This is a genomic window from Mycolicibacterium agri, assembly GCF_002553505.1.
Classification (GTDB): Bacteria; Actinomycetota; Actinomycetes; order Mycobacteriales; family Mycobacteriaceae; genus Mycobacterium; species Mycobacterium agri.
Genome location: NZ_PDCP01000024.1, coordinates 67,516 through 90,809, shown reverse-complemented (window position 1 = coordinate 90,809; position 23,294 = coordinate 67,516). Strand labels below are relative to the sequence as shown.

At 64.8% G+C, this 23,294-nt stretch carries 27 protein-coding genes and 1 pseudogene; 17 read left to right on the top strand and 11 right to left on the bottom strand.

The window, feature by feature from the left end:
- Positions 1–305: 305 nt before the first annotated feature.
- The 3 genes and pseudogenes from CQY20_RS15280 to CQY20_RS15270 form a co-directional block, all read left to right on the top strand.
- Positions 306–551, top strand: a pseudogene (locus CQY20_RS15280) (NAD(P)/FAD-dependent oxidoreductase); the annotation flags it as partial.
- 123 nt (positions 552–674) lie between these two features.
- On the top strand, positions 675–1,130 hold the full coding sequence (locus CQY20_RS15275) for a DUF5709 domain-containing protein (protein WP_097940915.1): 456 nt from the start codon (positions 675–677) through the stop codon (positions 1,128–1,130).
- A gap of 5 nt (positions 1,131–1,135) precedes the next feature.
- Positions 1,136–1,891 carry an SDR family oxidoreductase gene (locus CQY20_RS15270; protein ID WP_097940932.1) on the top strand — a complete coding sequence of 252 codons (756 nt, stop codon included), beginning with the start codon at positions 1,136–1,138 and terminating at the stop codon, positions 1,889–1,891.
- On the opposite strand, the gene CQY20_RS15265 is transcribed toward CQY20_RS15270, so the two are convergent.
- From CQY20_RS15265 to CQY20_RS15220, 10 genes are all read right to left on the bottom strand, one after another.
- Positions 1,878–3,317, bottom strand: a complete 1,440-nt coding sequence (locus tag CQY20_RS15265; RefSeq protein WP_234816257.1) for an MFS transporter — start codon at positions 3,315–3,317, stop codon at positions 1,878–1,880. The two genes, CQY20_RS15270 and CQY20_RS15265, sit on opposite strands and share 14 nt — an antisense overlap.
- A 42-nt stretch (positions 3,318–3,359) precedes the next feature.
- A complete protein-coding gene (locus CQY20_RS15260) occupies positions 3,360–4,025 on the bottom strand; it encodes a nitroreductase family protein (RefSeq protein ID WP_097940914.1) in 666 nt (221 codons plus the stop codon).
- On the bottom strand, positions 4,022–4,414 hold the full coding sequence (locus tag CQY20_RS15255; protein WP_097940913.1) for a Rid family hydrolase: 393 nt from the start codon (positions 4,412–4,414) through the stop codon (positions 4,022–4,024). The genes CQY20_RS15260 and CQY20_RS15255 overlap by 4 nt, the downstream gene beginning before the upstream one ends.
- 52 nt (positions 4,415–4,466) lie before the next feature.
- Complete coding sequence (locus CQY20_RS15250; protein WP_097940912.1) at positions 4,467–5,354, bottom strand: aldo/keto reductase; 888 nt, start codon at positions 5,352–5,354, stop codon at positions 4,467–4,469.
- Between the two features lie 33 nt (positions 5,355–5,387).
- The gene (locus CQY20_RS15245; RefSeq protein WP_234816256.1) at positions 5,388–5,918 is read right to left on the bottom strand and encodes a cupin domain-containing protein; all 531 of its coding nucleotides are present in this window, start codon (positions 5,916–5,918) and stop codon (positions 5,388–5,390) included.
- A gap of 31 nt (positions 5,919–5,949) precedes the next feature.
- Positions 5,950–6,720: an SDR family NAD(P)-dependent oxidoreductase gene (locus CQY20_RS15240; RefSeq protein WP_097940911.1), complete on the bottom strand. Its 771-nt coding sequence runs from the start codon at positions 6,718–6,720 to the stop codon at positions 5,950–5,952.
- 185 nt (positions 6,721–6,905) lie between these two features.
- The gene (locus CQY20_RS15235) at positions 6,906–7,835 is read right to left on the bottom strand and encodes an NADP-dependent oxidoreductase (protein ID WP_097940910.1); all 930 of its coding nucleotides are present in this window, start codon (positions 7,833–7,835) and stop codon (positions 6,906–6,908) included.
- A complete protein-coding gene (locus CQY20_RS15230; RefSeq protein ID WP_097940909.1) occupies positions 7,829–9,298 on the bottom strand; it encodes a dihydrolipoyl dehydrogenase family protein in 1,470 nt (489 codons plus the stop codon). The genes CQY20_RS15235 and CQY20_RS15230 overlap by 7 nt, the downstream gene beginning before the upstream one ends.
- A gap of 21 nt (positions 9,299–9,319) precedes the next feature.
- The gene (locus CQY20_RS15225; protein WP_097940929.1) at positions 9,320–9,799 is read right to left on the bottom strand and encodes a hypothetical protein; all 480 of its coding nucleotides are present in this window, start codon (positions 9,797–9,799) and stop codon (positions 9,320–9,322) included.
- Between the two features lie 10 nt (positions 9,800–9,809).
- Positions 9,810–10,241 carry a cupin domain-containing protein gene (locus CQY20_RS15220; RefSeq protein WP_097940908.1) on the bottom strand — a complete coding sequence of 144 codons (432 nt, stop codon included), beginning with the start codon at positions 10,239–10,241 and terminating at the stop codon, positions 9,810–9,812.
- A 312-nt stretch (positions 10,242–10,553) separates the two neighbouring features.
- Here CQY20_RS15220 and CQY20_RS15215 point away from each other — a divergent pair, with 312 nt between their 5' ends.
- From CQY20_RS15215 to CQY20_RS15145, 14 genes are all read left to right on the top strand, one after another.
- Positions 10,554–11,327: an SDR family NAD(P)-dependent oxidoreductase gene (locus CQY20_RS15215; RefSeq protein WP_097940907.1), complete on the top strand. Its 774-nt coding sequence runs from the start codon at positions 10,554–10,556 to the stop codon at positions 11,325–11,327.
- Between the two features lie 16 nt (positions 11,328–11,343).
- Positions 11,344–11,823, top strand: coding sequence for a peptide-methionine (R)-S-oxide reductase MsrB (gene msrB, locus CQY20_RS15210; RefSeq protein ID WP_097940906.1), 480 nt, complete (start codon positions 11,344–11,346; stop codon positions 11,821–11,823).
- A 13-nt stretch (positions 11,824–11,836) separates the two neighbouring features.
- On the top strand, positions 11,837–12,385 hold the full coding sequence (gene msrA, locus CQY20_RS15205; RefSeq protein ID WP_097940905.1) for a peptide-methionine (S)-S-oxide reductase MsrA: 549 nt from the start codon (positions 11,837–11,839) through the stop codon (positions 12,383–12,385).
- A gap of 114 nt (positions 12,386–12,499) precedes the next feature.
- A complete protein-coding gene (gene tal, locus CQY20_RS15200; protein ID WP_097940904.1) occupies positions 12,500–13,645 on the top strand; it encodes a transaldolase in 1,146 nt (381 codons plus the stop codon).
- Positions 13,642–15,405: an aa3-type cytochrome oxidase subunit I gene (gene ctaD / locus CQY20_RS15195; RefSeq protein ID WP_234816255.1), complete on the top strand. Its 1,764-nt coding sequence runs from the start codon at positions 13,642–13,644 to the stop codon at positions 15,403–15,405. Before tal ends, ctaD begins: the two co-directional genes overlap by 4 nt.
- Positions 15,392–17,356: a transketolase gene (locus CQY20_RS15190; RefSeq protein WP_097940903.1), complete on the top strand. Its 1,965-nt coding sequence runs from the start codon at positions 15,392–15,394 to the stop codon at positions 17,354–17,356. The genes ctaD and CQY20_RS15190 overlap by 14 nt, the downstream gene beginning before the upstream one ends.
- A 360-nt stretch (positions 17,357–17,716) precedes the next feature.
- Entirely contained in the window at positions 17,717–18,316 is a 600-nt protein-coding gene (locus CQY20_RS15180) for a sulfite oxidase-like oxidoreductase (RefSeq protein ID WP_097940901.1), read from the top strand.
- A gap of 3 nt (positions 18,317–18,319) precedes the next feature.
- A complete protein-coding gene (locus CQY20_RS15175) occupies positions 18,320–19,060 on the top strand; it encodes a ferredoxin reductase (RefSeq protein WP_097940900.1) in 741 nt (246 codons plus the stop codon).
- 15 nt (positions 19,061–19,075) lie between these two features.
- Complete coding sequence (locus CQY20_RS15170; RefSeq protein ID WP_097940899.1) at positions 19,076–19,348, top strand: DUF6510 family protein; 273 nt, start codon at positions 19,076–19,078, stop codon at positions 19,346–19,348.
- Positions 19,349–19,377: 29 nt separating this feature from the next.
- Positions 19,378–19,995, top strand: a complete 618-nt coding sequence (locus CQY20_RS15165) for an RraA family protein (protein WP_234816254.1) — start codon at positions 19,378–19,380, stop codon at positions 19,993–19,995.
- Positions 19,996–20,139: 144 nt separating this feature from the next.
- Positions 20,140–21,060: an NADP-dependent oxidoreductase gene (locus CQY20_RS15160; RefSeq protein WP_097940897.1), complete on the top strand. Its 921-nt coding sequence runs from the start codon at positions 20,140–20,142 to the stop codon at positions 21,058–21,060.
- Positions 21,061–21,233: 173 nt separating this feature from the next.
- Positions 21,234–21,746: a sigma-70 family RNA polymerase sigma factor gene (locus CQY20_RS15155; protein ID WP_234816253.1), complete on the top strand. Its 513-nt coding sequence runs from the start codon at positions 21,234–21,236 to the stop codon at positions 21,744–21,746.
- 10 nt (positions 21,747–21,756) lie between these two features.
- Positions 21,757–21,981: a hypervirulence associated TUDOR domain-containing protein gene (locus CQY20_RS15150; RefSeq protein WP_097940895.1), complete on the top strand. Its 225-nt coding sequence runs from the start codon at positions 21,757–21,759 to the stop codon at positions 21,979–21,981.
- Positions 21,982–21,984: 3 nt separating this feature from the next.
- A complete protein-coding gene (locus CQY20_RS15145; RefSeq protein WP_097940894.1) occupies positions 21,985–22,320 on the top strand; it encodes a DUF3140 domain-containing protein in 336 nt (111 codons plus the stop codon).
- 2 nt (positions 22,321–22,322) lie between these two features.
- Here the strand turns inward: CQY20_RS15145 and CQY20_RS15140 are convergent, their stop codons facing one another.
- Positions 22,323–23,204 carry an SCO6745 family protein gene (locus tag CQY20_RS15140; protein WP_097940928.1) on the bottom strand — a complete coding sequence of 294 codons (882 nt, stop codon included), beginning with the start codon at positions 23,202–23,204 and terminating at the stop codon, positions 22,323–22,325.
- Positions 23,205–23,294 lie beyond the last annotated feature (90 nt).

Below are 23,294 nucleotides of genomic sequence, written 5' to 3'. Positions count from 1 at the left end.
GTCCAATCGGCACGCATCAGCCATCAACTCGGTACCCGGCTTCATGACATCAACACCATCAACGAGCACGGTCGGTGACGGATAACCACCGACTCTTTCCACCACAACATTTTCAGGCACCCCAACCTCGGACAGACAGTCCCCGAGCAAGCGCCGAGCCGCCGCCGCATTCGGACACCCCGGGCTCGTAAGAAGTTCGACACGCATACATCCAGCTTCACTCAATAGGCACGGCAACTCCAGCCTTCCCCGGGCGGGGCCACTTCGAACCGCCCAGCCGGGGCCAATTCGAGTTGACATAGCCATCCATTGGTCAGACGCCCTGCTCGGGTCTGCTCGCAGGACTGGTAGACCTCGACTCGCGTGGCTACGTGCTGACCCGCTATCACGGCACCACCCATACGTCCGTCGATGGTGTCTTCGCGGCCGGCGACCTGATCGACCGCCGCTACCGCCAAGCGGTGACGGCTGCTGCCAGCGGCTGTCGTGCTGCACTCGACGCGCAGCGCTGGCTTTCCCAAGTCCACGCCGGGCAACGCCGAACTCGGTGATTTCTCACCCCGGGTGAATGACGAAGCGGGCGACGATAACTCACCCGCTCGTGCGGCATGCTCAACCCGAATCGGAGGGCACTGCGACGGCGAAGAGCGCTACGGGAAAAGGAGACCGCACCGATGGGGAATTCTGAGTTCGATGACGTTGAAGCCCATCTGCTCGTACCGGAAGAAAGCCTGGACTCTGAACAGACCGGCATCGACCTGGACGAAGGGTATTCGCCACCAGAAAGTCCCCGAGAACTCGGGGCCTGGGGACTGACCGAGCGTGAAGCCCGCACCCATGAGAGCTTGACGCGCCGGCTGGCCCGTGAAGTGCCAGATGTGTCCGATCTGTGGGACGGTGACGGCATCGGCGACAGCGCCGACAGCGATGGCGAGGCCATCGACGATCAGGTCGGCGACCGCCGCGCCGGTCGGCTCGTCGCATACGACCTCGACCCAACGGATTCCACGACCGATTACCGCGCCTATGACGTCGGGATCGACGGTGGCGCCGCCTCTGCCGAGGAAGCGGCCATGCACATCGTCGGCGACGAGGACGTCATCGCCGATAAACAATGGAGACTGTACTGATCGTCATGAAGATAGTGGTCATTGGTGGTCGAGGGTTGATCGGTTCGAAAGTCGCGGCCAAGCTCGGCGCGTACGGACACAACGTGAACGCCGCCTCGCGTCGGTCAGGTGTCGATGCACTCACCGGTGAGGGGCTCGCCGACGCTGTCGCTGGCGCCGAGGTGCTGGTAGACGTCGCCGATTCGCCACTGTTCGACGACGATCCCGTGATGCACTTCTTCACAACCGCGACGGGGAATCTCCTGTCTGCCGAACGGGACGCGGGAGTCAGACATCATGTCGCGCTGTCAGTAGTGGGCGCGCAAAGCATGCCTGCCAGCGGCTACAACACCGCGAAAGCCGCTCAGGAGAACCTGATCAGGAACTCGGGTCAACCGTATTCGATCGTGCGAGCGACGCCATTCTACGAATTCGCAGTCGGACTGGCCGATTCCGCGACAGACGGCGACGTTGTCAGGTTGCCGCACGCGTCATTTCGTCCCATCGCGGCCGACGACGTCGCGACCGCCGTGGCTCGCGCGGCCCTCGGGCTCCCCACGAACGGCGTAACAGAGATTGCCGGCCCGGAAGCGATGGGAATGGACGACTTCGTCCGCATGGGGCTGGCCGCAACGGGGGATCCACGCCAGGTGGTAACCGACGTTCAGGCGCCGTACTTCGGTGCGCTGATCGATGATCACACCCTCGCACCCGGCGACGACGCCGTCATCTTCACCACGCGATACTCCGACTGGATCGAAGCGAAATTCAGCCGCGGCTGACGAGCGCGGGCTGTACACCGGGGCGATCGCGGCACAACGCGGCGATGTCGCAGGAGACAGGTCGGCAGCCGACAGGGGGATTGGTGATCGACAGCGCGGCGAACAGCGCGCCCAATGCGAATAGTGCGGCGCACACCTGGAACACGTGCGCGAATCCGGTGGCGCTCGCCATGCCGCCGGTGATCAGGCCCACCGACCCGATCGACATCAGCGCGGCCAGTCGCGAGACGGCGTTGTTCATCGCTGAGGCCACGCCGCTGTGTTGGGTCGGGACCGAGGCAAGCGTCACCGACATCAGCGGTGTGATGGTCGCGACCAGCCCGACGGCGAGCACGGTCATCCCCGGCAGCAGATCGGTGATCGCCTGAAAGCCATCAGGTTTCGGACGGATCAGCAGTAGGCCGATTCCAGCGACGGCGGGGCCGGCGATCAGGAATACGCGTGGCCCCGTCCGGGCAGCGACGCGGCCCACGTGACGCGCGAACACGAACGACAGCAACGGGATCGGCAGAGTGGCCAATCCTGCCGCCGTGGCCGAGTAGCCGGCGACGTCTTGGACGTAGAGCGCCACCGCCAGCGAGCCCAGCGTCAACGCCCCGTAGACGCACGCGGTGACGAGATTAGCCGCAGCGAAGTTGCGAATCGTCAGCAGCGGCAAGGGGAACATCGGCTGCGTGTCGCGTTGCTGCTGGCGCAGGAAACCAGCCAGCGCGGCGATGCCGATCACCAACGGGGTGATGACCGCCGGATCGGTCCAGCCGTAGCGGTGTGATTCGATCAACGCATAGACGGTCGTGGCCAGCCCCACCGCCGACAGGCCCGTCCCGGCGATATCGATCCGGGCGCCCTCGACTCGCCCCGGCAGCGGACACAACCAGAACGTCAGCGCATACCCGACCGCCATGGGGATCGCTGACAAGACGAAAATCCACCGCCAGCCGAAGAAGTCGACGCACATTCCACCCAGCAGGGGCCCTAGCGCGAAAGCGGTTCCCGTCCAGCCGGTCCAGACGCCGATCGCCGCGGACTGATGCGCTTTGTCGAAGACCGTGTTGATCAGTGCCAGCGAGCCCGGCACGAGAAACGCCGCGCCCAAACCTTGGATGAGACGGGCTGTGATCAGGATCCCCGGTGAGGTGGCGACCGCCGCCAGAATCGAGCCCGCGCCGAAAGTCACCAGCCCGAACCGCATCACCGGTATGCGTCCGAACTGGTCGGAGAGGGACCCGCCGGGCAGGATCGCGGCCGCCATCGTCAACAGGTAGCCGTCGATGATCCACTGCTGCGACGACAAGCCGCCGCCCAGGTCGTGCTCGATGGCGGGCAGCGCCAGATTGATCACCGTGGAGTCGAGGAACGCGACCATCGACACCATCACGGCGACCACCATCGCGCGGCTGGTCGGCGCCGCCTCGCGGACTGTCACGGCGGCGGCCACCCGACGCGAGATGACGTTCGGGTGCGCAGGTCACCACCGGTCGAAATGCAGCACATCGTCGAGCGGAATCCGTTTGGCGGGGCGGAAAGTCGTGCCGGTGTAATAGGCCGTGGGGACCGCGGTGGCGTGATAGACGTTGTTCGGTAGGCCGAGGATCGTCCGCATCTCCTCGTCGGCCATGATCGTCACGCCGGTCCACGTGGTGCCAAGACCACGGGAACGCGCCGCGAGCATGTAGCTCCACGTGGCGGGCATCACCGAACTCCAATATTGATTGGCGTTTTCAGCCGTCAGCCGGCCGTCACCGTCGATGACCTCGACGCACGGCACCACAAGCACGGGCACCTCGCCGAAATGCTCGGCGAGATACGTCGCACTGTCGGACACCTTGCGCTGTTCGCGATTGCGCTCGGGGTCGTCCTTGAACCGGTCGGCGACAGCGTACGGGGAGGCGGCAATCATTTTCCACGTGCGAAGGTACAAATCAGCGATCGCCCGACGCTGCTCGGCGTCGGTCACCACGATGAAGCTCGCGTTCTGCAGATTGCCCGACGTGGGTGCCTGCACAGCGATCTTTAGGCATTCCCGGACCAGGCCCATGGGAACGGGTCTGGTCAAATCGAGCCGTCTTCGCACCGAGCGGGTCGTGGTGAGCAGTGCGTCGGTGGACAGGTCGACGATGGGGTAGTCGCTCATTCCGGAATTACGGCGATGGCTTCCACCTCCAGGTGAATCTCGGGCCACACCAAGCCCTCGATGATGCACAGCATTGCTGCTGGATCGTGTTGGATCAGCTCTCGGTTCACCGTCATGTACGCGGAAAGGTCGTCGCGGCGGGTGAGCCATTGGCGCATATAGACGATGTCGGTGAGTTTGGCGCCCGCCTTCTCGAGTGCGGCCTCGACGTTGGCCCAGCACTGCCGCGCTTCTTCGATGAAGTCTTCGGGCACGGTGCCGTTTTCGCGTAGGCCGGGCGTGCCGGAGACGAAAACTGTCCTGCCGCCTGCCGGTACGGAGACAGCGTCGGCATATATGGGAGCGATATGTGCGCCGACTCCGGTCATGATGCGGTCAAACGTGGTCATCTCAGGACTCCCTCGGTGCGGATGCGGTGATAGGTAACTGATGAGAACCGTGTTATAGGGCGTCGAGTGTTTCTAGGTCGACATCGGAAAGTGCCACCGATGCGGCCGCGATGTTCTCGTCCAGGTGCTCCACCGAAGACGTGCCGGGGATGGGCAACATGGTCGGTGAGCGGGCGAGCAGCCAGGCCAGTGCCAACTGGGATGGGCTGGCCTGGTGCGCGGCGGCGATCTTCTGTAACGGTCCGTCGGGAGCGGCCAATGGACCGGCTGCCAGCGGGAACCACGGGATGAACGCGATTCCGTGCTGGGTGCAAAAGGTCACGAGCGAGTCCGCGTCGCGGGCGCTGAGGTTGTACATGTTCTGCACCGAGGCGATCGGCGTGATGGTCAGCGCTTTCTCGAGTTCATCGACGCTCACTTCGGACAGGCCGATCAGTTCGATCTTGCCTTCGGCCTTCATCGCCGCGAGCTCGCCGACCTGGTCATCCAGGGGATAGTCGGGATCGATGCGGTGCAGCTGGAACAGCTTGATGCAGTCGGTGTTGAGCCTGCGCAGGCTCATCTCGACTTGTTGGCGCAGATATTCGGGTTTGCCCAGCGGGGTCCAGGATGCCGGCGAGGGCGTACTGGTCGCGTCGGGCCGTGTCCGAAGGAACCCGGCCTTGGTGGCCACGACGAGTTCGGGAGGGTAGGGGTGCAGCGCGGTGCGAATCAACTCCTCAGCGATGAACGGGCCGTAGGAGTCTGCGGTGTCGATGAATGTGACGCCGAGGTCCATTGCGCGGCGCAGGACTGCCACGGCCTGTTGATGGTCGCGGGGCGGACCCCAGTTGCCGGGCCCGGTGAGTCGCATCGTGCCGAAGCCCAGCCGGTTCACCGTGAAGCGGCCGCCGAGTTCCAGCGTGCCCGCGGCTGCGGCGGTCGGGAGATCAGTTCCCATGCATAAACCTTTCGGTCTCGAAGGAATCGACCATCACAGGGGTTCGCCGGGAAACTTCAAGTCGAAGCGCTCGCACAGCTCGGGGATGCTGTCGACATCCATCTCCAGGTCGTACCGCGCACAGAGTTCGTCGAGGTCCTCCCGCGCTATCTTGTCGACACCGCCGAGGTCGGAAAGCTCGTCGAAGAATTGCTCGAACCCCGCCGGGGAAATCATCTCGAGGATGCGCGCGGGCTCGTCGCCAGCGTTCCAGAAGGTGTGCCATTGGCCGCGTGGCTTGAAGATGAAGTCGCCAGGCTCGCCGTAGATGACCTCGTCGCCGAGCAGTGCGCCAACGCGTCCTTCGATGACCCAGCTGTACTCATCTTCGTTGTGGTGGCGGTGAAGCGCCGACGCGAGCGCCCGGGGTGACATCGGATGCTCGATGACGGAGAATCGCCCTTGCGTCGCAGCCTTGTCGAGGATGTGCCGGACACCGATGGTCCCGAGAAACACGTATTTGCCTTCGGTGCGGCCGATCGCCTTGGCGGACGGACCGCCAGGCCTCAAGATGTCGTTTGCCAATACAATCTCTCCTATCGGCGATTGGTCGAAATCAGTTGCGGCCGGCCATGATGCCGCCGTCGACGTTGAGGATCGCGCCGGTGATCCAGCTGGCGGGGTCGGAGAGCAGAAACGTGATGGCGTTGGCGACGTCGGCGGGGGTCCCGACCCGTCCGAGAGGATGAGACGGGGCGAAAGAGTCAAGGGTGGCGTCGATCTCGCCCTTGGGCACCCACCGTTCGAGAGCGGGGGTCTTCACGGCGGCCGGTGCGACCGCGTTGACGCGGATCTTGTGGTCGGCAAGCTCGATGGCCAGGTTGTGGGTGAGCGCGTGCAGCCCGGCTTTCTGCATCGAGTGCCCGGTCGATGGGGTCACAGCGAGGGCCTGATGCGCCCACATGCTGCCGATGTTGACGATGGCGCCGCCCTGTCCGCCGGCGATCATGCCCGCGACGACGGTCTGGGTGACGAAGAACAACGCATAGTTCAGCTCCATGTAGGAGTCGTAGAACAACGCCTCGTATTCGAGAAACGGCTTGGGTATGAAGAATCCGGCGGCGTTGACGAGCAATGTCGCGTCGCTGTGCTGCTCGGAGACCGCGCGCTGCACACCGGCGACTGCGGCACGGTCCGTCAACTCGGCGGCGATGCCCCAGGCCTCGCCGCGACGGCTCGTCAGCTCGGCGACGGTGTCGTCCACGCGGGCTGTGGAGCGGCCGACAATAACGGCGCTGCCACCATGTTCGACAACGTCGGCGGCTACCTGTCGCCCCATGCCAGCGCTGCCGCCGACGACAATCACCTTTTTGCCCTCAAAGTGCATGTGCGGTCTCGTATTCGCTTCTCGTTGACGGCTTCCCGCGCCGGGGAGCCGATTGTCCGGCTCCGGTCGTACCGAGCCTGCGGCCTGAGGGGGTGAGCTGTCATCACCCCGCCCGCCTGGTCACCCGGGTGAGTCGGGCACCTGTCGACACCGCATGACGAACGGGCCTTGGTCCTCGCCGTTCGTCAGGTGTCGTTCGTGATGACCACTCCGCCCGGTGCATGGTTTGCCACGACTTGCGCCAAGGCCTCGGCGGCCTGAAGCAAGGGGTAAGGACGCGGGTTTGGCATGCTCAACCGACGCGAGCCGAGTAGCGCGGACAAGCGAGTGAGTTGAGCTCCGTCGGAACGAACGTAGACAGCGGTGACGTCGACGCCGCGGGTGGATGCGGGGTGGTCGGGCGTGATGCTGGCCAGCCGACCACCGTCGGCAAGCACGGTCATCGCTGCGGCGGCGCCACCTGGCGCGGCATTGGCGGCGGCGTCGATGGGGCCCTTGGCCAACGCTTTTGCGCGTTGTGGCCAACCTGGATCGTGGTAGTCGATGACTTCGCGGGCGCCACTGGCGAGCACCCTGTCGGCACTGCGGGGGCCGGCGGTGGCGAGCACGTCGACACCGCGCAGGGCAGCCAACTGGACAATGAGGCTGCCCGTGATGCCGCCCGCTCCATGAACCAACAGGGTCTCTTCACCGTTGAGATGCAGCGCCTCATCGACGACCTGCTCGGCGGTCAACGCGGGCACGGGAAAGATCGCGGCTGTCTCCCAGGAGATCTCAGATGGCTTGTGGGCAAGGGATGACACGGGCGCGATCAGACGCGGTGCCCACGCGCCCTGCCCGCGTAGCGGCACCGGGTGACACAACACCTCGTCGCCTACACGGACTCCGCGCGCCTCAGCACCGACGGCGATGATGACGCCGGCCGCCTCGACTCCGAGCGCCAACGGCGGACTTGTGCCGACGTCCCACCCGCCGGTGCGAATGATGTCGTCCCAGTTACCAACACCGGCGCTGCGAACCTCGATGAGGACCTCGTCGACGGCCAACGGCTGCGGGTCGTCCACGTCGAACGTCTGCACTTCGCCGCCAAACGCGCGGACCCCCGCTACTAACATGGCCTCTGTATCGGCTGTGCGCCGCTCACCGGTAGTAAGGCGAATTCGGATTCCTCGGCAAGTAACAGATCCCACACCTGATTTGTCGTCGGGTGTGGCGCGACAGCATGGCGCAGTAGACTGACCGGCACCTTCGCGACGATGGCCAAGGTCGCTGCTTGAATCAGTTCCGAGAACTGCGGGCCGATGAATGTCGCGCCGAGCAGTGTGTTGGTCTCGGCGTCGATGACCAGTTTCGCCCAGCCGTGGAAGCCATCCCTCAACAGGTTGAGGAATCTGAGCGTGCCGGGGTAGTCCGCGGTACGCGTGCGCACCGCGAATCCCTCTGCCAGGGCCTGCCTTTCCGTGCGGCCCGCCCTGGCTACTTGAGGATCGGTGAAGATGACCTGCGCGACACTGCCGGCGTCATGGGCGGCCAACTCGTCGTCCCTCAGTTCTCGGCCAGCGGCACGGGCCACGATGATCTCGGCCACGAGGCGGCCGTGATAGGTCGAGATATGAGACAACCGTGCCCGTCCGGTGGTATCGCCAAGGGCGTACAGCCAGCCGCCCGTGACGCCCAGCGCCTGGAGGTGGTCGTTGACGGGAACGACCCCGCCGGGTGGCAGCCCAATGGTTTCGAGTCCGATGTCGTCGGTGTTCGTGAGTCGTCCTGCGGCCAGGACGACCTCGTCTACCTCGATGGTGTGGCCTTGGAATGTCGCGGTGACCGGTCCACCCGTCACCGGCCGGTCCACCGCCGACAACTCCGTATCGAAATGAATTGCGACACCACTGTTTCGCAACGACTGGGCGACCATGTCACGAACTTCGGGTTCCCAGGTGGGCAGGAGGCTGGTCCCACGTACCAGGAGTGTTACCTCCGAGCCCAGACCGGTCAGGATGCTCGCGCCTTCGACGGCGACGGGGCCGCCGCCTACCACCAGCGCGCGCGGTGGAACACGTGTCATTGTCGTCAGATCCCGATTGGTCCAAGGCCGTGCTTGTACTAGACCGGGTACCGCAGGCAGGTAAGGACGCGTGCCGGTGGCTACCACGACCGCGTGGCGTGCGGTCAAGACGGCTTCGGACTGATCGGCGAATGCGACCCGCACTGTGCGTTCGGCCGTGAACCGACCGGCCCCGTGAAAGACTGCCGCACCGGCTTGCTGCAGTGATGCCGTCCGGTCGTCATCAGTGAGATGCTCGATGATCATGTCCCGTTTCGCGAGGACTGCCGCAATGTCGAATTCCTCGTGCGAAACAGCTTCTCGTACACCAGGAACCGCCTTGGCGAGATTGAGCACCTCGATCGGACGAAGCAGTGTTCTACTCGGATTACAGCCGAAGTAGTGACACTCTCCGCCGACCAGACGGTCCTCAACCAATGCAATCTCCAGGCCCGCGGCCGCGAGCTTGCGGACGGCAGCCACGCCGCCAACCCCACCGCCGATGACCACGACGTCGAAGTGTTCACGGGTCACACGTAACTTCCTTCCGGATGATCAGCGAGCTTGTGACGACCTACCGAACTGCGTTCGCTGCAGCGGGTTCTTGCTGGCGTCGGCGGAGCGGTGCGTCGATGTGTCGAGAACCGCGTAGGCCGCGCCTGCGCTCGCAGCCGCGAAAACGCTGTAGCTCAACGGGGATTCGGCTCCGAGGGATACCGCCATCGCGGTACCGAACACAATGAGCACCAAACACGTCGCCGTACCGACGAGCCTCGGCCACCAGCCGGTCAGGAGCAGGACTCCCAGGGTCGTTTCGGTGGCGGTGACGGCCCACACTATGACGGCCAACAACCATCCAGACGCAAACGGAGCAAGCTGGTGGGTGTAATCGGCGAAGGCGCTCATGCTGCCCCAGCTGCCCTGCCCGAACGCCTTCCACAATCCGAATCGGTCGGCGACAGCGGACAGAAAACCTGCGGCGAGCGACAGGCGTAACGCGAACCGGACTATCCGAACGGGATCAGGGGTGTTCATGGATGGAGAGTCACCTGCCGGCATCGTCCGTGGTCAGCGGCTCGTCTCCGGCGTCGACCAGGAAGACCGCGAGTAGCTCGGCCGGCTCAGTGGCGCTGGCGTTCTCACTGACTACATGGTGCGCGCCGGGGGACTCACTCCAGCTTTCGCCGGGGTGGTAGACACGTGCAGGCTCTCCCTCCAGTTGGCTGCGGATCGCCCCGGAGACGACGTAGGCCATGATGAACGCCGATTTCGCGTGGTGGTGAGGTGCGCTGCGCGTTCCCGGCGGATAGCTGACGGCCACTCCTCGCAGCAGCTTGCCTGGGACGTTGGTGGGTCGGTCGAACACATTGCGGACAACCGGCATTTCACCCGAGTTCGCAGGCGCAGGGTCCGCGTGTGCGACGGGTGCGAATATCAGCACAGCGATCAGTACGGCAAACGCTTTCAACGCGATCATCAGTCGCCTTCCGTTCGGTGTATTGCGGCTCTCCGCTCCCGACCTGCCGGGTCAGCATTCATTGGCGCGGGGCGAGCGGTCATCACCCAGCTCGCAATTTCACCCGGGTGAACGCAACCGACACCGATGATCGGACCGCCGAAGGCGCTCGGGCCGTCTTCACCCGGGTGATTGGCATCGCAGGGTGAAGACAGCTCACCCGTAGACCAGCCAGGCTCGACTTCCGACAGACCTGCGCGGCGCCGACCGATGTCCCGCGTCACACACCGACCGCGGTGTAGCAGGTGAAGAAATCCGGAAAGGGGTCTGACGGTGGGTGCAGAATTCGAGGGCAAGAAAGTCGTCGTCGTCGGCGGTAGTGCCGGCATGGGCCGCCAAGCTGCGGTCGACGTCATCGACGGCGGAGGCAGCGCAGTGGTCATCGGGCGCTCGAAAGGCCGCGTCGATGCCACCGTCGCCGAGCTGAAGGACCGGGGCCAAGCCTGGGGGATCACTGCCGAGTTGACCGACCGGTCCGCCGTGGCCGACGTCCAGCGGGCACTGTCTGAGGACCACGCTGATACAACTCTGATGGTCAACGCGGCAGGCTTCTTCATCCCGAAACCGTTCTTGGATTACGACGCCGACGTCTACGACTCGTATCTGGAGTTGAACTTCGCGCTTTTCTTCCTCACTCAGACCGTGGTGTCGAACATGGTCACGAACGCTTCGGGCGGCTCGATCGTCAACGTCGGCTCGATGTGGGCGCATCAGGCCATTGGCGCGACGCCGTCGTCGGTGTACTCCATGCAGAAAGCGGGGCTGCACGCCCTGACGCACAATCTGGCGATCGAACTGGCCGGCCATCAGATCCGCGTCAACGCTGTCGCACCCGCGGTGGTGAAAACGCCCCTCTACGAACGGTTCCTGCCCAAAGACGAGATCGATGCCACGCTGGCGACGTTCGCACCGCTCCACCCGCTGGGCCGCGTCGGGACACCCGCCGACGTAGCCAACGCCATCACCTTCCTTCTGTCCGAACAAGCGAGCTGGATCACCGGCACGATCCTCAACGTCGACGGCGGCGTCATGGCCGGCCGCAACTAGTTCACGAGGAGCATCTGTGACACACGATTACAACAAGAATCCGGCCGCGGTCGGTGCATTGAGTCCCGAGCAGTACTACGTCACCCAGGAGAGCGGCACCGAGCGGCCGTTCACCGGCGAGTATCTCGATAACCACGAGCCGGGCATCTACGTCGACGTGGTATCCGGCGAGCCGCTGTTCGCCTCGGTCGACAAGTTCGACAGCGGCACCGGTTGGCCGAGCTTCACCACGCCGATCGAAGGCGACAACGTCGTCGAGAAATCGGATTCCAGCCACGGCATGGTGCGCACTGAAGTCCGCTCCCGCCACGGCGACAGCCACCTAGGGCATGTCTTCACCGATGGACCCCGTTCGGAGGGCGGCCTGCGTTACTGCATCAACTCGGCGGCGCTGCGCTTCATCCACCGCGACAACCTCGAGTCCGAGGGTTACGGGCGCTACCTAAGTCTCTTTGAAACTGCCGCTGCTCCAGCGGATCAGGCTGATTCCGAATAAGAAAGGCGCAGCGATGACAACGAAGACCGCGATCCTGGCGGGTGGCTGCTTCTGGGGAGCCCAAGAACTCATTCGCGAACTCCCCGGTGTGGTGTCGACTCGCGTCGGGTACACCGGCGGCGAGAACGATCACCCGACCTACCGCAACCATCCCGGGCACGCCGAGGCGGTCGAGATCATCTACGACCCGGCGCAGACCGACTACCGGGCGCTGCTGGAGTTCTTCTTCCAGATCCACGATCCGACGACGAAGAATCGGCAGGGCAACGACGTCGGGACCAGCTACCGCTCGGCGGTCTTCTATCTCGACGACGAGCAGAAGCGCGTCGCGGAAGACACCATCGCCGATGTCGATGCCTCCGGGCTGTGGCCGGGCGAGGTGGTCACCGAGGTGACGCCTGCCGGCGACTTCTGGGAGGCCGAACCCGAGCACCAGGACTACCTGCAGCGCTTCCCCGGCGGATACACCTGCCACTACCTGCGACCGGAATGGAAATTGCCTGCCCGCAACGGATCTAGTGCTGCCGAGCCCACCGCGGCCGATTCGACGCGCCATGGATAAGCGCCGCCAGCAGATGCTGACCGCGGCATACCTGCCGATCGCCGTTGGTGCCGCAGTGATGATCGCCGAGAAATTCGGGTCTACGCGCCGACGTCAATCCAAGGCAACTGCGAGATGACGCAGAACTCTGTTCTGAGCGCGCTGTCAGCCGCGGGGGTTTCGGTTTGGCTGGATGACCTGTCCCGGGACCGCCTGATATCCGGCAACCTGCAGCGGTTGATCGATACCAGAAGCGTCGTGGGAGTCACGACCAACCCTTCGATCTTTCAACACGCGATCTCGCACAGCGACGCTTACACGCAGCAGCTTGCCGCCTTGGCCGCAAGCGGCGCCGACGCCGACTCGGCGATCCGGACCATCGTCACCGACGACGTCCGGACGGCCTGCGACGTCCTGCGCCCGCAGTGGGCAGCCTCCGACGGCGTTGACGGTCGGGTGTCGATCGAGGTCGATCCGCGGCTGGCCTACGACACCGAGGCGACCGTCAATCAAGCCCTTGAGCTGTGGAAGATCGTCGACCGGCCCAACCTCTTCATCAAGATTCCCGCCACGAGGGCTGGACTGTCGGCGATCACCGGCACTGTGGGACAGGGCATTTCGGTCAACGTAACACTGATCTTCTCCGCAGAGCGTCACCGCCAGGTGATGGACGCCTACCTGACCGGGTTGGAAGCTGCGCACCAGGCCGGCCGAGACCTGTCCGAAATCCACTCGGTGGCATCGTTGTTCGTCTCCCGCGTAGACACCGAAGTCGATCAGCGGCTGGAAGCCATCGGTACCGACACCGCCACGGCTCTGCGCGGACAGGCGGCGATCGCCAATGCGCGCCTGGCGTACGCGGCTTACCAGGAGGTGTTCGAAGGCGGAACCCGTTATGCCGCACTCAGCAACGTCGGAGGTCGCGTGCAGCGGCCGCTGTGGGCATCCACCGGCGTGAAAAACCCCGCCTATCCCGACACCCAGTACGTCACCGAGCTGGTCGCACCACACACCGTGAGCACGATTCCTGAGCACACCCTCGAATCTCTGGCCGACCACGGCGTCATCGTTGGCGACGCGATAACCGGCACGGTCGAGCAGGCGCGCACGGTACTCGACGAGGTCGGCGCGGCGGGCGTCGATCTGGCCGATGTCTTCGCGGTACTCGAACGTGATGGGGTGGCCAGATTCGCAGATTCCTGGCACCAACTGCTCGACGCCTACTCGACCTCGGCGAAAACCGTCGAAGGTGCGGCGGGTAGAGGAGCGCCGGACCGTTGACGACACACGCTTTGTCGGTAGGAGAACTCGAGGCGCGCAGGCCTTCTCCGGAACGACTCGGCCCCAAGGGAACGCTGTTCTACAAGTTGGTGACGACGACCGACCACAAGTTGATCGGGATGATGTACGTGGTCACGTGTTTCGTCTTCTTCTTCGTGGGCGGATTGATGGCGCTGTTGATCCGCACCGAGTTGGCGATGCCCGGGCTGCAGTTCCTGAGCAACGAGCAGTACAACCAGTTGTTCACCATGCACGGCACGGTGATGCTGCTGCTCTACGCCACACCCATCGTCTTCGGGTTCGCCAACCTGGTGCTGCCACTGCAGATCGGAGCCCCCGACGTGGCCTTCCCGCGGCTGAACGCGCTGTCGTACTGGCTGTTCTTGTTTGGGGCGCTGATCGCACTGGGCGGCTTCGCTGCCCCCGGCGGACCTGCCGACTTCGGGTGGACCGCCTACACGCCCCTGTCCAACGCAATGCATTCGCCTGGTCCCGGCGGCGATCTGTGGATCCTCGGATTGATCGTCGGCGGCCTCGGCACGATTCTGGGCGCGGTCAACATGATCACCACGGTGGTCTGCATGCGTGCCCCGGGCATGACCATGTTCCGGATGCCGATCTTCACCTGGAACATTCTCGTCACCAGCGTGATGGTGCTCGTGGCATTCCCGTTGTTGACCTCGGCGCTGTTCGGCCTCGCCGCCGACCGCCACCTGGGCGCACATATCTTCGACCCTGCCAACGGCGGGACCCTGCTGTGGGAGCACCTGTTCTGGTTCTTCGGCCATCCCGAGGTCTACATCATCGCGTTGCCGTTCTTCGGCATCGTCACCGAGATCATCCCCGTGTTCTCGCGTAAACCGATTTTCGGCTACACCACGCTGATCTATGCCACCATCTCCATCGGGGCGCTGTCGATTGCAGTGTGGGCACACCACCTGTATGCCACCGGCGCGGTGCTGCTGCCCTTCTTCTCCTTCATGACGTTCCTGATCGCGGTGCCCACCGGGATCAAATTCGTCAACTGGATCGGCACAATGTGGAAGGGACAGTTGACCTTCGAATCGCCGATGCTGTTCTCTGTCGGCTTCCTTGTGACATTCCTGCTCGGCGGACTCACCGGGGTGATGCTCGCAAGCCCGCCCATCGACTTTCACGTGACCGACTCGTATTTCGTTGTCGCGCACTTCCACTACGTTCTGTTCGGCACGATCGTGTTCGCCACGTATGGCGGGGTGTACTTCTGGTTCCCGAAGATGACGGGGCGGTTATTGGATGACCGGTTGGGCAAGCTGCACTTCTGGTTGACACTGATCGGGTTTCATACCACATTTCTGGTCCAACACTGGCTCGGTGCGCAAGGCATGCCGCGCCGGTATGCCGACTATCTGCCCACCGACGGATTCACCACCCTGAACGTAGTCTCTACCATCGGCTCGTTCATCCTCGGCGTTTCGGTTCTGCCTTTCATTTGGAACGTCTTCAAGAGTTGGCGGTACGGCGAGCCGGTGGCTGTCGACGATCCGTGGGGTTACGGCAACTCGCTGGAGTGGGCGACCAGCTGCCCGCCGCCGCGGCACAACTTCACCGAGCTGCCCCGGATCCGTTCGGAGCGGCCGGCATTCGAGCTGCACTATCCACACATGGTCGCGCGGCTGCGCGCGGAAGCCCATCTCGGACGCACCCATCGAGAATCCCGAGCCCGTGTGACGGCGCAACAACAACCTTCGAGGAGGCCTTCCGTCGATGGAACTCAGTGATCGCAGCGACATCGCGTTGTTGGCGCAATTGGCCACCCAGTTGCGCGCCGACGCAATCCGCGCCAGCACCGCGGCCGGCTCCGGACATCCGACCTCCAGCATGTCGGCCGCCGATCTGATGGCCGTCCTGCTCACACGTCATCTGCGGTACGACTGGGAGCACCCGGACCACCCGGACAATGATCACTTCATCCTGTCCAAGGGGCACGCCTCCCCACTGCTGTACGCCGCGTTCAAGGCCGCCGGTGTCATCACCGACACGGAATTGATGACCGGCTACCGCCGGTTCGGCTGCCGTCTGCAGGGTCACCCGACGCCGGTCCTGCCGTGGGTGGATGTGGCCAGTGGCTCGCTGGGTCAGGGGATCGCCAATGGCGTCGGCGTCGCGCTCGCCGGCAAGTTCCTCGACATGTCACCGTTTCATGTGTGGGCGCTGTGCGGTGACAGCGAAATGGCCGAGGGGTCGGTCTGGGAGGCACTGGACAAAGCCGGGTACTACGGCTTGGCGAACTTCACCGTCATCGTCGATGTCAACCGGCTGGGGCAGCGCGGACCCACCGAACTGGGCTGGGATCTGGCCACATACACGAAACGCGTTGAGGCGTTCGGTGCGCGAGCCATCACCGTCGACGGCCATCACCTTGAGGACATCGACGGCGCGCTCACCGCAGCGCGGCAGACAACACAGCCAACGGTTATCCTCGCCAAGACCATCAAAGGCCGCGGGTTCAGCGAGGTTGAGGACCAAGAAGGCTGGCACGGCAAGGCCTTCCCGCCTGAAACGGCCCGGCGTGCGCTGGCGGAACTCGGCGATATCGGTGGTCTGACCGTCACCGGACCCAAACCGGCACCCCGCCAATGTCCGTCACCAGAGTCGGGTGGCACCCAGACGAACGATGCGCCGCCGCGACCGCGCTACAAACTTGGAGAGAAGGTCGCGACGCGGGCCGCGTACGGCGCCGCAGTGGTCGCCCTGGGTGCGGCCAACCCCCGGGTTGTGGCACTCGACGGCGAAGTCAGCAACTCCACCGGCGCTGCAGAGTTCGCCCAGGAGCACCCCGACCGCTACTTCGAGATGTTCATCGCCGAGCAGCAACTCGTCGCGTCCGCGGTCGGACTCCATGTCCGGCATTACATTCCGTTCGCTTCGACCTTCGCCGCCTTCTTCACCCGCGCCCATGACTTCATCCGCATGGCCGCCGTCTCGCGGGCCGACATCTGCCTGGTCGGGTCACACGCCGGTGTGGAAATCGGCGCCGACGGACCTTCCCAGATGGCGTTGGAGGACCTGGCGATGATGCGGTCCATCCATGGAGCCACCGTGCTGTATCCCAGCGACGGCACGAGCGCCGTCGCGATGGTCGATCTGATGGCCGAGGCCGAAGGCATCCGCTATCTGAGGACCACCCGCGGCGCGTACCCCGTGCTCTACGAACCGGCCACGACGTTCACCGTCGGCGGCTCGCATACGCTGCAGTCCAGCAGCGCCGATCGGGTAACCCTGATCGGTGCCGGCGTGACCGTCCACCAATGCCTGGCCGCAGCCGACTCGTTGCGCCGCAGCGGAATCGCGGCCCGCGTCATCGATGCGTACTCCATCAAACCGGTCGACCGGAACACGCTGCTTACCGCCGTGCGCGACACCGGCGGACGGTTGGTCGTCGCCGAAGATCACCATCCCGAAGGCGGACTCGGCTCGGCAGTACTCGAGGCCATTTGCGGTCCCGATACGCCGCCACTTCGGTTCGTACACCTGGCTGTTCGGACCATGCCGGGCTCAGGAACTCCCGCCGAACTGCTCGCGGCTGCCGGAATCGACGCGGCAAGTATCGACAGCGCCGCGCGGCGCCTGCTGCAGGGCGGCGACGGTCAATCCGACGGGCAAGACGCCCAGCCTACTTCGCATGCTCACCTCAGCGGTGAGCAGCCGAACCGAATGGAGAAATCATGACGAAATCCGCTGAGAACAAACATCTTCCGCGTCTTGTGGCAGCCGCCGCCCTTCTGACGGGGTTGGCGGTATCGTTAGCCGGCTGCAGCGGCAACGGGGCCAACGAGCCGTCGACTTCCACCACAACTACGACCACCACCACAACTACCGAGCCACCCACGGCATCCCCAAGCGCCCCGCCGCCGGGCACGGGAGCACCGGCCGAGCCGACGGAGAAGGCGCCCCGCCTCGATCCGAACGGGCCTCACCCCTTCTCGCCCTCGGTGGTGGCGCCGGCGGCGCCGACCGCAATCCCCGGTAACCGGGAGAACACGGGATAGAGCCTCGCGAGCAAGCAGCCACCACGACAGGGGAGCACCCATGAGCATCGTCAACAAGGGCTTTCGCAGCCGCCGCAGGGAATCCACCCGTCCCTTGCCACCCGGTCAACATCTGACCGAGGACTTCCCGATCCTCCAGGCGGGGCCGACTCCGCGAATCGACCTCGACAGGTGGCGCTTCACCATCACGAACGAGTTGGGCGCTCAACACAGCTGGACATGGGTCGAGCTACAGGGCTTACCCCGTCAGAAGATCACCGTCGACATCCATTGCGTCACCAGCTGGTCGAAACTCGACACGGTGTGGGAGGGCGTATCGCTGGACACTCTCTTCGAATCGATCGACAGCACTGCCGAATTCGCATTCGTCCGGTCCTACGGCGACTACTCCACCAACATCCCGGTGGCCGACCTCCTCGGCGGCAAGGCCTGGATCGTATACGGCTACGACGGCCAATCCCTGCCGGCCACCCACGGCGGCCCGGCGCGGCTACTGGTCCCGCACCTGTATTTTTGGAAGTCCGCGAAGTGGGTGCGGGGTATTGAACTTCACCACAACGACACACCGGGCTTCTGGGAACGCTTCGGTTATCACAACTACGGCGACCCATGGCGAGAACAACGCTACGACGGGGACTGACCCGTGGACGCCGCTCTGACACCGGGCTTGCCGTGGCGGGTGGCGCGGGTGGTCGACTCCACGCCGGAGACCGCGACTGCGCGTTCGATCCACCTTGCGGTGCCGGGCTGGCGCGGCCACTTGGCCGGCCAACACATCGATCTCAAGCTGACCGCCGAAGACGGTTACACCGCGCAGCGCAGCTACTCGCTGAGCAGACCGGCCGACGGCGAGCACATCGAACTCACGGTGCAGCGCATCGACGACGGGGAGGTTTCGCCGTACCTCACCGAGATGGAACCCGGCGAACAGATCGAGCTTCGCGGACCCATCGGCGGGTGGTTCGTCTGGCGACCCGCCGAAGAGGCCCGGGTCATGTTGGTCGCGGGTGGATCGGGCATTGTGCCTTTGATGGCGATGCTCCGTCAGCGGCTGCTGCGGGGCAGCAGTCAGTTTCGGCTCGTCTACTCGGTGCGCACTCCCGCCGACGTCTACTACGCGCACGAGTTGAGCCGGCTGGAACGTGATTGTGACTGGCTACGGATCGACCTGGTGTACACCCGGGCGGCCCCGCCGCAGACCCCTCGCATCACGGGCCGGATCCGTCTCGATGACCTCGAGGTGGCGGACTGGACTCCCGGCAGGGATCTGCGTGTTTATATCTGTGGCCCAACGGGGTTCGTGGAATCAGTGGCGGCGAAGCTCATCGAGTATGGGCATTCACCGTCGGCCATCCGCACCGAGCGGTTCGGCCCGAGCGGTTGATTGAGGAGAAGACAGATGAGCGAACCGACGTATGTCGACGGTAACGCCGTCGCGGGCGCATTCTCTGATGTGCTCGGGTTCGACGTCACGAGCGCGATGCTGACGTGCACCGGTTGCGGCCGTGTTGCGCCCTTCGCCGAGGGGCATGTCTATCAGCGTGCCCCGGGAATCGTTGTGCGCTGCCGGGACTGCGGCATCGTCCTGGCCCGGCTTGTGGAGACCCTCACCGATGTATGGCTCGACCTGGGCGGCGCCCAGAATTGGCGTATTCACAAACCGGCCCGCTAATGCAATCCCTTTCGTCGCTCGCCAGTCGGGTGCGCACTGCCGACATCGTCGACGCGATGGGGCGGCTGCACCGTCATCGCTGCCATCTGCTTGATCTGGTGAGCCCGACTCCTCCTCGCCGACTGTTCGGACCCGCGGTGACCATCAGCTATTTTCCGTCATGCTCAGCGGCGCTACCTCCCGACAGCTACAACTTCAAGAAGCTGTTCTACCGGGCCATCGAAGGCGGCGGCGAAGGATACGTGTTGGTGCTGGCCAGCAATGGCTACACCGAGGCGTCGCTGGGCGGCGGAACAAAGCTGGCGCGTGCCGAAAAACACCGACTCGCCGGTATTCTCGCCGACGGCCGGCTGCGTGATTTCGCCGAACTCAAACAGTACGACCTCGCTGTCTACTGCCGTGGAGAGACCACCCGCTGGGGCGGCGACACCGTCACACCCTACGAGGCGAACCGCCCGGTCGTGATCGACGGGGTGGGGATCTACCCCGGCGACTACATCTTCGCCGACGCCTCCGGCGCCGCGGTCATTCCGGCCGACGATGTGCGCGCCGTGCTGCACACGGCCAACCAGATCGTCGCCGCCGATGCGTCCTTCGTCGTCAGCATCAAGAGTGAAAGCCCGGATCTCAACGGATCACCCGGGTGAGATGTGCCTATGGGTGATGACTGTTCACCCGGTGAGTCCAGATAGTGAGCAGGGGTTCGAGCCGCGAGCAGAGCCATCCGGTCCTCAAGCGGCGTCTCAGATATGCCGAGCAACCTTGGTCACCGCACACAGGAAGGACCCGCAATGAAGGCCATCACCGTCTCAGACCGCGAGGCCGGAGTTTCCGGTCTGACGCTCACGGATCTGCCCGACCCTCAGCCGGCCGAGAACGAGGTCGTCGTCAAGGTACACGCCGCCGGCTTCACCCGCGGGGAACTCGACTGGCCGGACACCTGGACCGACCGCACGGGTCGTGACCGTACCCCCAGCGTGCCTGGCCATGAGTTGTCCGGCGTCGTGGTCGAATTGGGCTTCGGCACCACGGGATTCACTGTGGGTCAACGCGTGTTCGGGCTCGCAGACTGGGCGCGCAACGGCTCGCTTGCCGAATACTGCGCGGTGGAAACCCGCAACCTCGCACCGCTGCCCATCGACATCGACCACACCGTGGCGGCGGCTCTGCCGATCTCCGGATTGAGCGCCTGGCAGGGTCTGTTCGTCCACGGTCACCTCGCCGCTGGACAGACGGTCCTCATCCACGGCGTCGCGGGTGGGGTCGGTTCGGTCGCAGTGCAGCTTGCTCGCGAGGTCGGCGCGCGCGTCATCGGAACCGGTCGAACCGCAGACCGAGATCGGGCGGCCGCGCTCGGCGTTCACACATTCATCGATCTCGACAACCAAAAGCTCGAAGAAGCAGGGGAAGTCGACCTGGTCTTCGACGTCATCGGAGGAGAGATCCTCGCCCGCTCGGCCGCGTCGGTGCGTGCCGGCGGAACACTCGTCACCATCGCCGAGCCACCCCAGGAGCAGCCGCGTGACGGTCGCGCGCTCTACTTCCTTGTCGACCCCGATCGCGACCGTCTCGTCGAACTCGCGGCCCGGGTACGCAGCGGACGGCTCAATCCCGTGATCGGTGCCGTCCTGCCCCTCGAAGACGCTCCCGCCGCGTTCGCTCCTAACACGCGCGTCCATGGCAAGACGATCCTGCGCGTGGCCGAGGAGTGACGCGCCGTGCCGATAGTGAACCGCGCCGGCGTCGACACGGTGCGGGTGACACCGCAACACAGAATCGCTCGGTTGAACCGAAAAGCCGGGAGATGACATCCCATCCCGGCCATGGCCGGCAACCATGCGACACAGAGCTGGCAAGACGGTTCGTCGACAGTGCGCTTCCACTGATGAGTCAACTCCACAGCAGGGCCCGCCAATTGACCCGCAACGCGGTGGACGCCGAAGACCTCGTGCAGGAAACCGTGCTGCGGGCTTACATCGGCTTCAACTCGTTCGCCGACGGAACCAATATGCGGGCGTGGCTGTTTCGCATCATGACCAACACCTACATCAACGGCCTGCGCCGCGAGCAACACCGGCCGAGTGAGTACCTCACCGACCACTTCACCGACCAGCAACTCGGCGCTCGAGATCGCGGACAGCGGTCGGCCGAACTCGATGCGCTCGACGCCTTGCCGAACACCGAACTCGCCGACGCGTTGGCGGCATTGCCGGAGCAGTTCCGGTTGGCAATCTACTACCACCACGTCGAGGGACTCCGGTGCCGAGAGATCGCCGAGATCATGGCGTGCTGCGAAGGCACCGTCGTCTCACGCCTCAACCGGGGAAGAAGCCGTCTGCGCAAACTCCTACAAAGTGCACAACCATCTGCTGGTGTCAAAGGCCCGCTTACGGGGTAGCCCGCCCCGCATGAGCAAAGAGTTTGAAGCGGGTGACTTCAAGAAGGGTGACAAGGTCACGTGGCAGAGCCATGGCAGCACCGCCGAGGGCTCCGTCGAGGAGAAGATCACCTCCGACACCGAGGCCGCAGGCCGTACCGTGCGCGCGTCGAAGGACGAGCCACAATCCCGGGTGCGCAGCGACAAGAGTGGTAATGACGCCGTGCACAAGCCCGAAGCGCTGAAGAGGAAATGACCGATGGCCGCCGATGACAACGCCGACACGTGGAAGGACTTTCACGAGGCCGTCAACATGACCGCCGCTGAACTGGAGAAGTGGTTGGCGAGCGACGAGTCGAATTCGGTCGGTCAGAAGTCCGACGGCGGCGAGTCGACGGGCCACGAAAGCGGCCGCCACATCGTCAAGATCCTCAACGCCAAGAAATCAGAGCTGTCCGATGGCGACTACGCACACATGCGCAAGGTCGTGGGGTACACGAGACGACATCTGGCGCAACGCCCTTCCGGTGACATCTCCGACACCGCGTGGCGCTATTCGCTGATGAACTGGGGACACGACCCCGTCAAGTCGTAGCACTACAGCCGCGCGCTGTCGTCATCGAGGTCATCGCGGCTCAAGCCCATGGGGGTGGCTGCCGGAATGTCACCGCCCGCGACAACCGCCCTGGTGATCGGCGTGAGCGTTCGGAACAGCTCCTCGACCTCGGCGTCCTCGAGGCCGTCGAGTGCGCTCAGCGCCAGCGCATCGGTGGTGTTCTCGATGTGCTGCTTGAATTCCCGCCCTGCAGCGGTCAAAGCGCCGTCGCCGTCGAGCAGTCCGCGCTCGGCCAGCCGATTCTGATAGTGGCGCCACTGCTTGTCGTCGTAATCGCGGCTGCGCATGATCATCTCGGGCGGGACGCGCCCCGCGGCAGCGTGCAACACATTGGCTTCGCGCCCCGACACGTTCGATGCCGCCAGCACCGCCACGTGCGCATCGCCGCGCTGTTCGCGCAGCAGCGTGACGGCGTGCCACAGCTTCGGCAGCGGCTCGGTGGGCCAGGAAAGTGCCGCGTTCGCCGCGAACAGCGGCCTGCCGTCGACCGGGGCGGAGCGGGCCGCCTTCGCTGCCAGTTCGGCGGCCCGGGCCACCGTATCGTCGGTGAGGCCGTAGCGCCGCAGCGCCGCAACGGCCGAATCCTCGCGGGCGCGCAATGCGGCGTCGGGAGAAGCGATTTCCCACGCGGCGGGCAACGCCTTGGCGACCCGGCTCGCGGCGAAGTTGTAGAACAGCGCGGTGACGACTCCGGGCGCGACCCGGCCCAGCGGCGCGGACCGGCCGGCGAAGTAGCCCATCCAGAATCCGCGGTAACCGACGTCGTCGAATGCCGCGCGACTCTCCGGCGAAAAGTACGTCACCGCGTGCACTGGTTCGAACCGGTCATAGAAGCGACGCGCCAGTTGAGGTTGTCGACTCACCAGGCCAGTATCACCGACGGCCCCGGCCGGGTACGCGCCGCCCGCCGCCGCGATTGCGGTGTCGTACGCGACACGCCGCGCAGCCGTCGG

Excerpts from the sequence above, each read along its gene's own strand:
- CQY20_RS15260 (WP_097940914.1), bottom strand. The coding sequence starts at position 4,025 with ATGAGCGACTACCCCATCGTCGACCTGTCCACCGACGCACTGCTCACC.
- CQY20_RS15150 (WP_097940895.1), top strand. The coding sequence starts at position 21,757 with ATGAGCAAAGAGTTTGAAGCGGGTGACTTCAAGAAGGGTGACAAGGTC.
- CQY20_RS15275 (WP_097940915.1), top strand. The coding sequence starts at position 675 with ATGGGGAATTCTGAGTTCGATGACGTTGAAGCCCATCTGCTCGTACCG.
- CQY20_RS15255 (WP_097940913.1), bottom strand. The coding sequence starts at position 4,414 with ATGACCACGTTTGACCGCATCATGACCGGAGTCGGCGCACATATCGCT.
- tal (WP_097940904.1), top strand. The coding sequence starts at position 12,500 with ATGACGCAGAACTCTGTTCTGAGCGCGCTGTCAGCCGCGGGGGTTTCG.
- CQY20_RS15240 (WP_097940911.1), bottom strand. The coding sequence starts at position 6,720 with ATGCACTTTGAGGGCAAAAAGGTGATTGTCGTCGGCGGCAGCGCTGGC.
- msrA (WP_097940905.1), top strand. The coding sequence starts at position 11,837 with ATGACAACGAAGACCGCGATCCTGGCGGGTGGCTGCTTCTGGGGAGCC.
- CQY20_RS15220 (WP_097940908.1), bottom strand. The coding sequence starts at position 10,241 with ATGATCGCGTTGAAAGCGTTTGCCGTACTGATCGCTGTGCTGATATTC.
- CQY20_RS15155 (WP_234816253.1), top strand. The coding sequence starts at position 21,234 with ATGAGTCAACTCCACAGCAGGGCCCGCCAATTGACCCGCAACGCGGTG.
- CQY20_RS15190 (WP_097940903.1), top strand. The coding sequence starts at position 15,392 with ATGGAACTCAGTGATCGCAGCGACATCGCGTTGTTGGCGCAATTGGCC.
- CQY20_RS15250 (WP_097940912.1), bottom strand. The coding sequence starts at position 5,354 with ATGGGAACTGATCTCCCGACCGCCGCAGCCGCGGGCACGCTGGAACTC.
- CQY20_RS15225 (WP_097940929.1), bottom strand. The coding sequence starts at position 9,799 with ATGAACACCCCTGATCCCGTTCGGATAGTCCGGTTCGCGTTACGCCTG.
- CQY20_RS15145 (WP_097940894.1), top strand. The coding sequence starts at position 21,985 with ATGGCCGCCGATGACAACGCCGACACGTGGAAGGACTTTCACGAGGCC.
- CQY20_RS15270 (WP_097940932.1), top strand. The coding sequence starts at position 1,136 with ATGAAGATAGTGGTCATTGGTGGTCGAGGGTTGATCGGTTCGAAAGTC.
- CQY20_RS15180 (WP_097940901.1), top strand. The coding sequence starts at position 17,717 with ATGAGCATCGTCAACAAGGGCTTTCGCAGCCGCCGCAGGGAATCCACC.
- CQY20_RS15160 (WP_097940897.1), top strand. The coding sequence starts at position 20,140 with ATGAAGGCCATCACCGTCTCAGACCGCGAGGCCGGAGTTTCCGGTCTG.
- CQY20_RS15170 (WP_097940899.1), top strand. The coding sequence starts at position 19,076 with ATGAGCGAACCGACGTATGTCGACGGTAACGCCGTCGCGGGCGCATTC.
- CQY20_RS15235 (WP_097940910.1), bottom strand. The coding sequence starts at position 7,835 with ATGTTAGTAGCGGGGGTCCGCGCGTTTGGCGGCGAAGTGCAGACGTTC.